The sequence below is a fragment of the Xenorhabdus sp. SGI246 genome (assembly GCF_040838225.1).
Taxonomy (GTDB): Bacteria; Pseudomonadota; Gammaproteobacteria; order Enterobacterales; family Enterobacteriaceae; genus Xenorhabdus; species Xenorhabdus indica.
In genome coordinates this window covers 59,756-72,828 of sequence record NZ_JBFPEZ010000056.1, presented here as the reverse complement: position 1 = coordinate 72,828, position 13,073 = coordinate 59,756, and the positions used below count along the sequence as shown (strand labels likewise).

The 13,073-nt window shown below is 41.5% G+C and carries 15 protein-coding genes and 1 pseudogene; 5 read left to right on the top strand and 11 right to left on the bottom strand.

Annotated elements, in window-relative coordinates; translation table 11 throughout:
- The 4 genes and pseudogenes from ABLA85_RS13865 to ABLA85_RS13850 all read right to left on the bottom strand — a co-directional run.
- Nucleotides 1-448: pseudogene (locus ABLA85_RS13865) on the bottom strand (hypothetical protein); the annotation flags it as partial.
- A gap of 53 nt (nucleotides 449-501) precedes the next feature.
- Entirely contained in the window at nucleotides 502-1,239 is a 738-nt protein-coding gene (locus ABLA85_RS13860; protein ID WP_367964979.1) for a FadR/GntR family transcriptional regulator, read from the bottom strand.
- Between the two features lie 53 nt (nucleotides 1,240-1,292).
- Nucleotides 1,293-2,066, bottom strand: a complete 774-nt coding sequence (locus ABLA85_RS13855; protein WP_367964977.1) for a nuclear transport factor 2 family protein — start codon at nucleotides 2,064-2,066, stop codon at nucleotides 1,293-1,295.
- A 15-nt stretch (nucleotides 2,067-2,081) separates the two neighbouring features.
- Complete coding sequence (locus ABLA85_RS13850; RefSeq protein WP_367964976.1) at nucleotides 2,082-3,512, bottom strand: gamma-aminobutyraldehyde dehydrogenase; 1,431 nt, start codon at nucleotides 3,510-3,512, stop codon at nucleotides 2,082-2,084.
- A gap of 324 nt (nucleotides 3,513-3,836) precedes the next feature.
- Here ABLA85_RS13850 and ABLA85_RS13845 point away from each other — a divergent pair, with 324 nt between their 5' ends.
- Nucleotides 3,837-4,199 carry a hypothetical protein gene (locus ABLA85_RS13845; protein WP_367964974.1) on the top strand — a complete coding sequence of 121 codons (363 nt, stop codon included), beginning with the start codon at nucleotides 3,837-3,839 and terminating at the stop codon, nucleotides 4,197-4,199.
- A 110-nt stretch (nucleotides 4,200-4,309) separates the two neighbouring features.
- Here ABLA85_RS13845 and ABLA85_RS13840 read toward each other — a convergent pair whose 3' ends face one another.
- The 3 genes from ABLA85_RS13840 to ABLA85_RS13830 are packed head-to-tail and all read right to left on the bottom strand — an operon-like array spanning nucleotide 4,310 to nucleotide 5,538.
- Nucleotides 4,310-4,744 (bottom strand): GNAT family N-acetyltransferase, encoded by a 435-nt coding sequence (locus ABLA85_RS13840; RefSeq protein ID WP_367964972.1) that lies wholly within the window; start codon nucleotides 4,742-4,744, stop codon nucleotides 4,310-4,312.
- A gap of 60 nt (nucleotides 4,745-4,804) precedes the next feature.
- Nucleotides 4,805-5,113 (bottom strand): hypothetical protein, encoded by a 309-nt coding sequence (locus tag ABLA85_RS13835; protein WP_367964970.1) that lies wholly within the window; start codon nucleotides 5,111-5,113, stop codon nucleotides 4,805-4,807.
- 59 nt (nucleotides 5,114-5,172) lie between these two features.
- Complete coding sequence (locus ABLA85_RS13830) at nucleotides 5,173-5,538, bottom strand: glyoxalase/bleomycin resistance/dioxygenase family protein (RefSeq protein ID WP_367964969.1); 366 nt, start codon at nucleotides 5,536-5,538, stop codon at nucleotides 5,173-5,175.
- Between the two features lie 143 nt (nucleotides 5,539-5,681).
- On the opposite strand from ABLA85_RS13830, the gene ydfG reads away from it, so the two are divergent.
- From ydfG to ABLA85_RS13815, 3 genes are all read left to right on the top strand, one after another.
- A complete protein-coding gene (gene ydfG, locus ABLA85_RS13825) occupies nucleotides 5,682-6,428 on the top strand; it encodes a bifunctional NADP-dependent 3-hydroxy acid dehydrogenase/3-hydroxypropionate dehydrogenase YdfG (RefSeq protein ID WP_367964967.1) in 747 nt (248 codons plus the stop codon).
- 129 nt (nucleotides 6,429-6,557) lie between these two features.
- Complete coding sequence (locus ABLA85_RS13820) at nucleotides 6,558-6,920, top strand: DUF1283 family protein (RefSeq protein WP_367964965.1); 363 nt, start codon at nucleotides 6,558-6,560, stop codon at nucleotides 6,918-6,920.
- Nucleotides 6,921-6,953: 33 nt separating this feature from the next.
- A complete protein-coding gene (locus tag ABLA85_RS13815; protein WP_367964963.1) occupies nucleotides 6,954-7,265 on the top strand; it encodes a DUF1161 domain-containing protein in 312 nt (103 codons plus the stop codon).
- 63 nt (nucleotides 7,266-7,328) lie between these two features.
- Here the strand turns inward: ABLA85_RS13815 and bioD are convergent, their stop codons facing one another.
- The 3 genes from bioD to ABLA85_RS13800 form a co-directional block, all read right to left on the bottom strand.
- On the bottom strand, nucleotides 7,329-7,877 hold the full coding sequence (bioD, locus tag ABLA85_RS13810; protein WP_367964961.1) for an ATP-dependent dethiobiotin synthetase BioD: 549 nt from the start codon (nucleotides 7,875-7,877) through the stop codon (nucleotides 7,329-7,331).
- 139 nt (nucleotides 7,878-8,016) lie between these two features.
- The gene (locus ABLA85_RS13805) at nucleotides 8,017-9,237 is read right to left on the bottom strand and encodes an ROK family protein (RefSeq protein ID WP_367964959.1); all 1,221 of its coding nucleotides are present in this window, start codon (nucleotides 9,235-9,237) and stop codon (nucleotides 8,017-8,019) included.
- A 320-nt stretch (nucleotides 9,238-9,557) separates the two neighbouring features.
- The gene (locus ABLA85_RS13800; RefSeq protein WP_367964957.1) at nucleotides 9,558-10,190 is read right to left on the bottom strand and encodes a helix-turn-helix domain-containing protein; all 633 of its coding nucleotides are present in this window, start codon (nucleotides 10,188-10,190) and stop codon (nucleotides 9,558-9,560) included.
- Nucleotides 10,191-10,514: 324 nt separating this feature from the next.
- On the opposite strand from ABLA85_RS13800, the gene tus reads away from it, so the two are divergent.
- Nucleotides 10,515-11,441, top strand: coding sequence for a DNA replication terminus site-binding protein (gene tus / locus ABLA85_RS13795; RefSeq protein ID WP_367964955.1), 927 nt, complete (start codon nucleotides 10,515-10,517; stop codon nucleotides 11,439-11,441).
- 87 nt (nucleotides 11,442-11,528) lie between these two features.
- Here the strand turns inward: tus and fumC are convergent, their stop codons facing one another.
- Complete coding sequence (gene fumC / locus ABLA85_RS13790) at nucleotides 11,529-12,923, bottom strand: class II fumarate hydratase (protein ID WP_367964953.1); 1,395 nt, start codon at nucleotides 12,921-12,923, stop codon at nucleotides 11,529-11,531.
- Nucleotides 12,924-13,073 lie beyond the last annotated feature (150 nt).

The window sequence follows — 13,073 nt, the reverse complement described above, 5'->3', positions numbered from 1 at the left end:
AATCATTGGGAGCATGACCCACATAAGGGCCGTCAATGATGGGAAGATGACGACTGGCCGGCTGACGGAACCATTCAAATAATCGGAAATCCAAACGCTTACGCTGTTCCTGATTGTGCTCCAATTGTGCATATTGAATGGTATTCCCTTCCTGACGCCACCACTCCAGCGTCCAGTACCCGTTCTCTTCTCCATTCGCTTCCGTTACCGCATAGCTGGCAAATCCTGCCCCATTACACCAAGCGTTGTTATGCAATACTTCATGGATATGTTTTTGCAATACCCCGCGCTGCTCCTGCGCCAGTCGGATACCTTTCGTATGATATAACGGCAATTCCAATAAAATACGCGCTGTCTTATCCGCTAAGGCGGCGGTGGCCTGCTGCGCTGCGACCAAGATATCGTTCAGGATACTCTTGGCTCGCTCTATGTGTATGTCGTTGTACATATGCCTCCCTCTTTCCTGGGATGAATGCAGTCGCGTTATCCGCGATCAGATCACTACAGTAACGACGCATCAGTATCCATACGAAATTTGCATTCAAGCAGGTGGTCGGTAATTCGGGTAATCATCTCCTGTGCCAGTCGGTAACAAGCGAGGTCATCCCCTTTATACAGAGCTGACAAGAGTGTACGCCAGGCGGCGACAACTTCGCTGTGAATGGCAGCCTCTCGGTACAGAAGTTCCATCAAAGAGGCCCATTCGGCCTGAATCTCCAACTCCTGATTGGCAAGCCTGGCTGACTGCGCCTGAGATGCCAGAGTTAGCAGACAGCGCATATCTGTCTGTATACGAGCATCAGGTTGTATCGCGGCCGCAAAACTGTCGATCAGTTGCTCAAGTTTTCTCAGTTCACTCGTCGTTGAACGTTGGGCCGCAAGCCTCGCACTGTGGCCGATCACAGCACAGTGAAACTCACTGAAATCCGCCAGTTCACCCGAAGCCATCAGCCGCAACGGGTGATATTTCCGCATTATCTCAACAGAAACCTGGCACACAAAACTACCACCATGACGTCCGCGCCGTGTCTCAATCAACTGTCTGGCACGCAGTGTGTTCAGGGCGTCACGAACGGTGACCGGTGACACACCTAACAACCGCGACAGCTCGTTTTCATTAGGTAGCTGTTCATCGGTTTGTAATATCCCGGAGATGATCGCGTTACTTAAACGTTCCACAACCTGTTCGGTCCGGGTCGCCTGATCAAGTGGTGCATAGACGATGGAATATGCTGTCATTCTCTAATTCCTGGTCGTAATAACACGGGATTTCAGCATGTCTGCAAACAACGCTAAAAAATACCGTGGGGATGCAACGCTTGCGCATCTTCTGGTACTGGGGTGATCGCATCCCAAAGTTCAGCCACCTGGCCGTTCTCAACACGCCATAGCTCAAAGTAACTGTGGCGTACTCCGGCAATGCTTCCCTCCGAATGGGTCAGAACAAACTGCCCATCAGCGACTGTATGGTGAATTTTTGCATAATCCAGGCCCCTTCCTTCATCTTTGAGTTGTTTAAGAAACGCAATGACCGCAGCCGTACCGTCGGGTATATCGGGGCTGTGTTGGCGAAACTTTTCACCATTGGTGTAGTTTCCAAACTCATCATAGTGCCCTTTGATCAGGGTTCGCGTGAAAAAGTTAACCACCAGTTCACGGTTTTTCTCCCTGTCATGGCTATAGCCCGTTTCAGTCGGGCCATCTAACTGAGTTCGGCCACTGGCGTTGGGTGCAGACTGTGGCACTAAGCCGTCCCAATGCTCCACTATTAATCCATCGGCCACCCGGTACAAATCAAAACCGACCAACGGCTGATCGTCTAATCCCGTAAAACGCCCGTGGATAGCAACCAGATCACCGTCCTGTAGTACGCGATAGGTTTCATGGTGTAGTTCAGGATGTGCCTGGACCAGATCCCGCAATCCGGCAAGACCATCTTTGACCAACGGCGAATGCTCAATGAAATTTGGCGCAAAATAACGCTCAAGCGCCTCCACATCACGGTTAGTAAACAACTCGTGGTGTGCGTGCGACACCAAGTCGCGCGGAGATCTATTTTGATTCATTGTGGGTATCCTGTATCAGTCGTTGGAACTCATCACGTGTTTAATACGCGTATATTCATCAAAACCGTAAGCTGACAGATCCTTACCGTATCCAGAGTTTTTAAAGCCACCATGTGGTGCCTCTGCCGTAAGAGGAATATGGGTATTAATCCAGACTGTTCCAAAATCAAGCTCACGAGACAAGCGCAACGCACGACCATGGTCGCGGGTCCAAACACTGGAGGCTAGCCCATATTTCACATCATTAGCTTTCTCAATGGCATCCTGTTCTGTTAAGAACTTCTGCACAGTGATAACAGGACCAAAAATTTCGGTCTGAATCATTTCATCGTGCTGCTCCAAACCAGTAATCACCGTAGGCTCAAAGTAATATCCCGAACGATCGGCCTGACCACCTCCTGTTTCGATACGGGCATGAGCGGGCAGACGTGCAATGAACCCTTTGACCTGCTCCAACTGACGAATATTATTAAGCGGTCCATACAATGCTGCTTTATCTTCTGGATCACCAAAACGGATGGTCTTAGCTGTTGCTACCAGTTTAGTAATGAAGATATCGTAAACAGATTCATGCACCAGCACACGTGAAGCTGCCGTGCAATCTTGACCAGCGTTGAAGTATCCCGCAGTAGCAATGGTTTCCACCGCTTTGTCTATATCCGCATCGGCAAAAACAACTACCGGTGCTTTTCCTCCCAGCTCCAGATGTGCTCTGGTGAGATTAGCCGCCGCCGAAGAGGCAACCTGCAAACCTGCACGTACAGAACCTGTGATACAAACCATAGCCGCCGTTTTGTGTGAAACGACTAAGGCACCCGCGCTGGCATTACCCAACACCACGTTGAAAGTCCCTGTCGGGAAGAGCGGAGCGGACAATTCAGCCAGCAACAGAGTGCTCTCCGGTGTGGTATCGCTCGGTTTAAGCACCACAGCATTACCTGCTGCCAGAGCAGGGGCTATCTTCCACACCGCCATCATCAACGGATAGTTCCACGGAGTAACCTGCCCCACCACACCCAGCGGTTCACGCCGAATACTGGTGGTCATACCAGAAAGATATTCAGCAGTAGCCTTACCTTCCAAAAAACGAGCTGCACCAGCGAAGAAACGGATATGATCCACCGACGTCGCAACTTCCTCGGAGGCAATCAGGTGCTTAAGCTGCCCTGTATTGCGGCTTTGCACCTCAATCAAACGTTCAGCGTTTTTTTCTACCACATCAGCCAGCGCTAACAACGCCTGCTGACGTTCCGAAGGTGTACTGCGCCCCCATATTTTAAATGCTGCTTTAGCCGATGCATAAGCATCGTCAACATCTGCTGCACTCGCGTTGGGAGAACGCGCATAAGATTTACCAGTGACCGGACTTACCAAATCAAAATATTCGGAACCTTTAGATTCAATATACTGACCATTAATAAAATGCTTGAGAGTTGGTATCGGCATTGCTACCTCCTGGTGGATTGAAGATAAGATATAACCTATGATTTAATATATTTAATGGTTGCATTATCGTCAAATTTGTAGCAAAAATGTAAAATCCAGATAATTTAGATACATACATGCAACTTTCAGCATTTCCATCAGGAAAAATATGTAAATCTGTGAGTAAGATCGAGAATTTCATATTACCAATAAAAAACAGGCAGGTTGTTATAATGCAGGCGATGTTCTCGCCTGCCATGCTTGGTTATGATTTTGATCTCCCAAAATTATTCTTCTGTAACTTCTTCATTTTTTTGGACATCCACTGTGATTTCGGAACTATTTTTGGATACCACAGCAGTAGTGGTAGTCAAACATAGTATCGCGTTTTACGGGTTGGTAAGTCTTGCAATATTGATGGCTATGACAGGAGGTTCTGGATTTTCGTTAAGTAAGAACAGGAAAGGTCGCCTAATCGACGAAAAGAAAAAACGTATGTCGGTCATTGGTATCAACGGGCTACTAGCCATGATCCCAGCCGCCATATTTTTGAACATAAGGGCCTCTGAAGGGATATTTGATATCTGGTTCTACACAGTTCAGGCTCTGGAGCTAGTAATAGGTTTTGTGCAATTAACCCTGATGAGCAGAAATTTCCAGGCAGGCTTAAGACTGACAGGACGTTTACGGGTAAAAACTTCCCATTGAAAACATGGTCAGTCGCGGTTTTTTGCTCATGTTGCATGGGACTTTCTAGACCTCGACTGACAAGTTTGTGTACATTGAACTCATGTTGATTAAGATCTAAAAAGTCATACCTAAATCTTGATAATAGCCAGCATCTCTTCAGTTTCCTCATCCATGCCAACCTCAACGAAACCAAAACTGGCATAAAGATTTTTCGCAACGAGATTATTCGGATCATAACTGATTGCTATTGCTTCTAACTGATTTGTGCACCTGATTTCATCAAGCGCCAGCGATAGTGCTTTACGCCCAATGCCCTTATTTTGATGGTTTTTATCCACCATAAACCGCCAAATCGTTATTCTTTGGTCAGCATCAGGTACCCACATGAAAAAACCAACAGGCTCCCCATCCAGACAAATTGCGCGCGTTTGGTATGAAGGGTGAAATTTAGATTGGACAAGGGACCACACATTCCCCGCAATATAGTCAAGTTGGTCATCAGTGACTGATAGGTCGCAGACAGCTTCAAAATTGTTCTTGTTTACGTCAGTTAAGGTAATCAACTACACTGCTCCAATATAGGATTATAAGCAGGAATTATCCAAAATTTTTCGGTATTAATTTTAATCTGTTTTTTTGAGCATTAACCCAAATAAAGGATTATCAATAACAGGGATAACTGCAATATCGAATTTGTCTGGTTCCGGCAAAAAATCAATATCCATTAATGCAGCAAATTGTGATGTTGCCAAATGGGCTTCTTCGATATCATCAGCATATATCACCATTCCAAACTCATTTTCATCCAGCGTCACAAATCGACGGTTACGCGTGTTAAACAGTACATAGCCAACCACATCAGGATCTTTTTCAATGAGTCCTAATGTATCGAGCTCTTTCTGAAGTTTTTTTAATTGCTTCTTTTTCATCATAAATTTCCATTAGTTATCACTAGCCATTCTGTTACGGGTCAAAACTTAGCTGTTTCAGATTATTTTATTATCTGGAAGTTTCCTCGCAATCCGATTAAATTGCCAAACGGTTCTTCTAATTGGCACATTCCTAAACCGTTTTCGATCACCATTGGTCCTCGATATAATTTCGCACCTATTGTCTGAAAATGCTGAATTGCTGTTTTAAGACAAGGGACTGACCAATACATAACCGTACCATTTTTTCCTGAATAAACTTTATCATCAGCCTGCACTACCTCCAGAATAAAATCTTTGATTTTTAATAGAGTAAAATCAAATTCTTCCAGATAGATACTTTCTACTCCTGGGAATGCGCGTTTATACCACTCAAGGCCTAAGTTAACATCAGGTACAGGAATTAAAAGTGTGGCTGGTTTCATCATGATTATCCTTGTTATGGCAACCAATTAATTCTACCGTCTCGAAAGAACTTATCAAATTCTTTCTTGACTAAAGATAAAGGACTTTCTCTAATTAATAGCTAAATGAAAAAGTTAAGTTAACTAGCTACAAAAAGAGGGCAACTATGATTGTTTTTGTGACAGGGGCGACCGCTGGTTTTGGTGAAGCGATTACACGAAAATTCATTAAACATGGCGCTGTGGTCATTGCTACAGGACGCCGTAAAGAGCGCCTGGATAGATTAAGAGAAGAATTAGGTGAAAATGTTTACCCTGTTCAGCTAGATGTAAGAAATCGAAATGCAATTGAGCAAGCTATACAGGAATTACCCGATAACTTACGTAATATTGATGTTCTTGTGAATAATGCTGGTCTTGCATTAGGGCTAGAGCCAGCACATCAAGCTAACCCTGATGACTGGGAAACTATGATTGATACCAATACCAAAGGATTAGTAAACATGACCCGAAGTCTATTGCCTAAAATGGTAGAGCTCAATCACGGTCATATTATTAATATTGGTTCAATAGCAGCAAGTTGGCCATATGCGGGTGGTAACGTATACGGGGCGACAAAAGCATTTGTGAAACAGTTTAGTTTAGGGCTTCGTGCTGATTTGCTAGGGAAAAATATTCGGGTAACAGATATTGAACCAGGGTTGGTTGGAGGAACAGAGTTTTCTCAGGTTCGTTTTAAAGGTGATAATGAAAAAGTGAATAAAACTTATGAAGGTGCTGATGCTCTGACCGCTGATGATGTTGCAGAAGCTGTATTTTGGGTTGCGAATTTACCTGCCCGTGTCAATATCAATACATTAGAAATGATGCCGGTTTGCCAAACATTTGCAGGTATGAATGTACACAGGAATTAATATTCCATCTTTTGATGAACCGTTCGTGTTACAGGTGTTATTTTATGCTAGAGATAACGCAGGTTTTTAATACTGATGTATTTTATTTCGGGTATCACTCAATGAATACTTTATGAAAGAGGTTGAAACATGAATATTCATCGTTCTTTAATAGCCAAGACTATCCCTATATTTTCCCTCCTTTTGCCATTATTTTGGCAGACGCCTGCTTTTTCCAATCCTTGTACATCAAGTAATTGCATCACTATTAATGGTGGTGGTGAAAACTCAATGACTAAAGAAGATGCCCGACAAAGCAAAGAGGAATGGAACGATCAGCGGTCTCTACGTAATAAGATTAATAAACGTAGGGAAAAAGATTTTGATAAACATGAAATTGACGTTGACAATCGTGATGCTTGTTTGAAAAATTCTAACCTGAATGCTTATTGGGAACCGAACACAAAACGCTGTCTGGATATCAATACAGGTCGCCCTATTGACTCTAAATAAACCACAACTACATCAATAAGATAAGGAGATAAGGTGAAAAAACTCTTGCTAACCGGGGCTATGTTTATTACTGCTTTTGTATCTTCCGTTTCACAAGCTTCGCAAGATCCACAAAACCAAAACTCACAAAATATAGTGAGTTCACACAATATAGTGACGTGCGAAAATCTGAAAGAGCAAATTGCACAAAAAATCATTAATAATGGTATTAAAGAAACAGACTTTAACCTTGAAGTTGTTGCGAGTGATCAGATGGATTACGGCGGTGGGAAAGTTGTTGGAAGCTGTAATCGTGGTAAACAAAAAATTATTTATACCCGATTCACTCATTCCGCTGTCCGATAACTAACACAGTTAAAAAGACAAAAAGGGAGTTAACATACACTCCCTTTTTGTTTCCATTTTTTTTCAATTATCAAATGCCGATATAACTGGGATGTCCAGATAATGAGACAAATCCCGCTCTTCTGGTCTAAAAAGATAGGGAATTTCACCTAGTTGAGGCGCTGGTATGTGACAACGTAACTTCTCTAATACTATTGCGTAATGTGCTAATCCAGGATTAATACGATTGGGTATCCAACCAATCAGTGGTAGCCCATCATTAATAATCGATTGGGCAGTCAGAATGGCATGGTTGACACATCCGGCTTGGATCCCAACGACTAAAATAACAGGCAGTTTTTCCTTCACTACCCAATCAGAATAGAACGCATTATCTTGTGATAATGCACGCCAGCCACCTTTTCCATCAACAATTACGCGGTCTGCTTTATGACTCAATTTGTTAAGACAGTTTGTCATTTGAAGAAAATCAATTTGATTTTCTTCCCTTGCAAGAAGTTCATATCCTACTGCGGTTGTATCTTCACGATTAAAAACTTGCAGTAATGCGCGGGTAACAACTGTTTTACCGATGTTGGAATCCGTGCCTGTAACAAATAAGCGCGTTAGCATAAATTCATTTCCATAATAACAGATAAACTGGCTACTCTTTAAAACGTCTGTTTATAAAGTTTATAGCGAGCAGACTTGAAGTGTAGGAGATGTATTTAAGATAGGGATTGCGTTAGCTCAATGTTTTGTCAAATGTGTTCTATCCTTGCATGATTTCGAGCAGCAACTGACCATTGTATAGTGATTGCTTAATCAGTGATGCTGCTGGCAGAGTTCCTGAATTAGTAAATTCAGTAGCAATAATATCAACTTTTTGACTGTATCTCGGAAGTGAAAGCTGAGTGATTCTCTTTTGAATGACGGGATAAAGAATTTGTTGCGCTGCGTTCAGCGGTGAACCAATCAATATCTTGTCAGGATTGAAGATGTTGACCATAATCGCCATGATGTTTCCGATTCTCTTCCCAACATCACGAATAATTTCTATTGCAAAAAGATCACCTTGCTGTGCAGCCTGACAAAGCAACTCAACTGTCAATGGTGTTTTAGTAAACATTAACGAATCGGGCTGTTTTTCAGCTAGCTGCCGTGCTTTTATCAAAATATTTTTGATGCCGACAACAGTTTCCAGACAACCAGTATTTCCGCAATAGCAATGTTCACCATCAGGCTCAACTTGAGTATGTCCTATTTCGACAACACATTGATTTCCTGAATGAAGTATTTGCCCGGCTGTCATAATACCAACACCGACATTATCATCAATGACAACCTGGATAATATTCTGGCAATTCTTCCCTGCCCCGTATAAAGATTCTGCAATTGTCCACGCAGTAATACCATGCTGCAAAAAAATAGGCACTCCGATACACCTGTATAAGAATGAACCAAGAGGAAGATTCTGGATATTGTAATACGGTGAACTATGAATAATTCCATTAATAGGATCAATAATCGCATTAGTGGTAATGCTGATAGCAGTCAAACGCTCAAGATGAGATTGATACCGAAAGAAAAAATCGTCAATCAGGGCAACAAGATCGTCCAAAAAACTTTGGTTTTCAGATGAAAAAAATGGTAATTCTTGTTCAGCAACCAGGTTATTGCTTAAATCCCGAAGCCCAAATGCAACACTACCATTATCAATACGTATACACAGAAATTGCCACCCCTGACTATCAACTTTCAATCCGATCGCTGGACGACCACGAAACCCAAGATCAGGAAATTCGACTTCTTTCACTAAGTGAGCATCAAGTAACTCTCGTGTAATCTTCGTGATACTGGCAGGGGCCAACTGCGATTTTTTAGAGAGAGCAATACGTGAAATAGGTCCATATTGATCAATCAGACGATAAACCAAACCAATATTAATTTGCTTAATTTGGTCAACATGGCTTGGCTGTACGTCCACACTCACTGTGCCTCCCGCTATTTAATTTGCGCCTCTAAATAATTAGTAACGATTATGTCGCGGTTTAAAGCAGAAGATATCCGTTTGAAGCAGAAATGTGATCTTTCACACGAACTTCTCGTGATTGTTACTTTCAATTAACAATTAACGATATAGGATTGGCCTTGTGACATCTCATTGCTGCTATCTTGATTATCGACTATCAGAGACGCCTTATCATCTGAGTCAGACTATCGTTAGTTTATTATCTACCGTTTATCTGACGGGAACTTATAGCGCAACTTTAGGGATGAAGCTCAATAAATTAACAGTATAAAGTTTAATGATTAATAATGTGACTCTGTTGGTAATGAATTAACTTTGTTTAAATAACCATCAATTATTTCGATGTGTTTGTCTTTTTTCAGAGAAAATAATATACGCTGTATACAACTACGTGAAAGTGTACACCGCTGTTCTATATATTTGATAACAGATATATTTTCTCTGAAATCATCTGGCAAAGTGATAAGGCGGGATAATAAGCTACATACAATCTCTTTAGCGCCATGACGAAATATACTGATATCTCTGGCATACAAAAAAGCCATTTTATAAGAAATTACTCTCATCCACTCCCTATAAAGATCGTGTTTCTTTATAGCACCTAATGCACTAATACGAGGTAATTGATATATCTTACAGTCAGGGCCGAGTTCAATAGAGTAATAAATTTCTGCGCCTGAATAGAAAGATAACCCCAGAACATACGGTGAAAACACCGTTGCAATGATTAAATCATCACTTAACCTGCGAATATTTACATATCCCTTCTCAAGTAAAAAAAACTTAGCAAATTCACGCTCAACTTTAATCAACATACCTTGTGTTGGTTGTTCAGATGAGACTGACTCAGAATATGGTAATAATGTATCAACGATTTTGGTAAAAGAATTTACGGGCTTAATTAATTTATTCATATTAAACCACCTCTGCATATAATCTTTACAAATGAAATTTTTAAAATTAAAAGATTTTCTTATAAATTTGCTAACTAATTAGTTATTCACGATCACTGATTTTAAAATTTAAAAAATTAAAGGAATAGTTGTTTCTAGTTTTTAACACAATGTATAAATGTTTATCAATAACCCATTTCAAAGATTAACTTTCTTAAGTTACCCTATTAGGCTTTATTTTTTTCTTTTTTTGGGTGTTTGTGTCGTTTTTGGTTTATACTTTAAAGTATGTTGTAACTAAATATGTAAAAGAAACCGTTGGTTTACGAATCGGAGTAATAGGACATGAATAAATACCTTTCAATAGAATCACTTACATCCTGTTTTAAAAAACAGGAAGAAAAATTGGCTGAGCTGATCGAATTATTGATGAAATATCCACTTATTGATGCCAGGGTATTTCAATTACCACAAATTGAAAAAGGCGAAGAACATGAACAAATTACCGAGATTGATGTTAATCCATTACAAGGAAATGAAGCACTTAACTTAGGTTTGAGGTTCTATCAGAAGCTATTCATCCACCATAACCACCCTAATATCAGCAGCAAGGCGGCAAGCCGGTTGCCAGGTGCGCTATGTTTTTCTGTAAGCCACCAGCAATATAAAACCGCAATGAATGTTATAGAAGAAGTTAATCAACTCAAAGCCGAGCTGGAAAACATCGTAACTAAAGAATCAGGAGTCAGCAAAGAACAACGATTTGAATTTGTCCACGATCATTTACGTGGTTTAATTACCTTAAATGCCTATCGCACAATAACTCCCCTCGTAAACCCAGATACCATCAATTTTGGTTGGGCCAATAAGAACATTATTAATAAAGTGACCAAGCAACAAGTTATTGAACGGTTGGAAAAAAGCTATAATGCCGGAAAAACAGTTCCCCCCTACTCCAGCGATCAATGGGCTGCATTGGTTGCACTAGAAATCACAGATATCAAAAAGCTACCTGATGATGTAGTTTTGAAAATTAAACGACCAGTAAAAGTACAACCCATAGCTCGCGTTTGGTATTCAGAAATACAAAAACAGGTTCAATATGCCTGCCCTCTGCCAATCATCGCTTTTTATACTGAAGATAGCGAAATCAAACCCAAAGTAGGTACGTTATCGAACTATAATGCCAATGCAATTAAATACCGCCATAAACCTAAAGCAAAACCACTTGAGCTCGTGATACCGCGTTTACACCTTTATCGGGAAATATAAAGCGTACAATAATATAGATATATAGATAGAAAAACCGGAGGATTTACCCTCCGGTTATACATCAGCCAATACCAAAATCAGCAAGAATTATTTCATACTGCCAACCATATCTTCCGGACGTACCCAAGCGTCAAATTCAGCTTCGGTCAGATAACCCAACTGCATCGCTGACTGTTTTAGAGTCAGACCTTCTTTATGTGCTTTCTTAGCGATTTCTGCCGCTTTGTCATAACCGATATGGGTATTCAGCGCAGTTACCAGCATCAGAGATTCATTCAACAATTGAGTAATACGCTCACGGTTAGGCTCAATACCGATAGCACAATGTTCATTGAAACTACGCATACCGTCCGCCAGCAAACGAACAGACTGCAAGAAATTATGAATAACCATTGGGCGGAAGACATTCAGCTCAAAATTACCAGACGCGCCACCAATGTTAATAGCTACGTCGTTACCCATGACTTGCGCACATAGCATAGTCATAGCTTCACACTGAGTCGGATTAACCTTACCTGGCATAATAGAGCTGCCCGGCTCATTTTCAGGAATGGAGATTTCACCGATTCCACAACGAGGACCAGAAGCCAGCCAGCGAACATCATTAGCAATCTTAATCAATGATGCAGCCAGACCTTTCAATGCACCATGGGAATGAACCAGTGCATCACAAGTACCCAGTGCTTCGAATTTATTTGGTGAAGTGACAAAAGGTCGCCCGGATAATTCAGCGATTTTTTTCGCAACACGAACTGCATATTCAGGATGGGTATTCAAGCCCGTTCCAACGGCTGTTCCACCTAACGCTAATTCACATACATGAGGAATGCTATCTTTAATATGCTTCAAATTATGAGCCAACATTGCGGCCCAACCTGAAATTTCCTGACCTAAAGTCAGAGGGGTCGCATCTTGCAGGTGTGTACGACCAATTTTTACGATGTCTTTAAATGCTTCTGCTTTATCTGCCAGTGTTTTTTGCAGTACCTTCAGCTCAGGCAGTAAATGCTCACTTAAGGCAATAACGGCAGCAACATGCATTGCTGTTGGAAACACGTCATTCGAACTTTGACTCTTGTTAACATCATCATTAGGATGGATCAGACGTTCATTACCTCTTTGACCGCCAAGGATCTCACTACCACGGTTCGCCAGCACTTCATTCATGTTCATATTGCTTTGAGTGCCCGACCCCGTCTGCCAGATAGCAAGAGGGAATTCTGTTGAGTGTTTGCCTTCTAACACCTCTTTCGCCGCAGCGATAATTGCCTCCCCACGCTCCTTCGGTAAGAGGCCCAAATCCATATTGACACTGGCCGCAGCCTGTTTAGTCAATGCAAGAGCATGGATCAACGCAACCGGCATTTTCTCCTGAGAAATGCGGAAATGTTCCAGTGAACGTTGAGTCTGCGCTCCCCATAATTGGTCAGCAGGTACTTCAATTGGCCCCATTGAGTCTTTTTCAATGCGAGTGGCTGCCATTACTATCTCCTTAGCACACAGAATAATTGAATACGCCGGATCAAACTTTGCAGATAAATTAGTCGGCATTTCTTTATAATGCCATAAATTTATTATCGATAATGCGACCTCATCGTGTTTATTGTATTGTTGTTATATAAATAAGTTTAT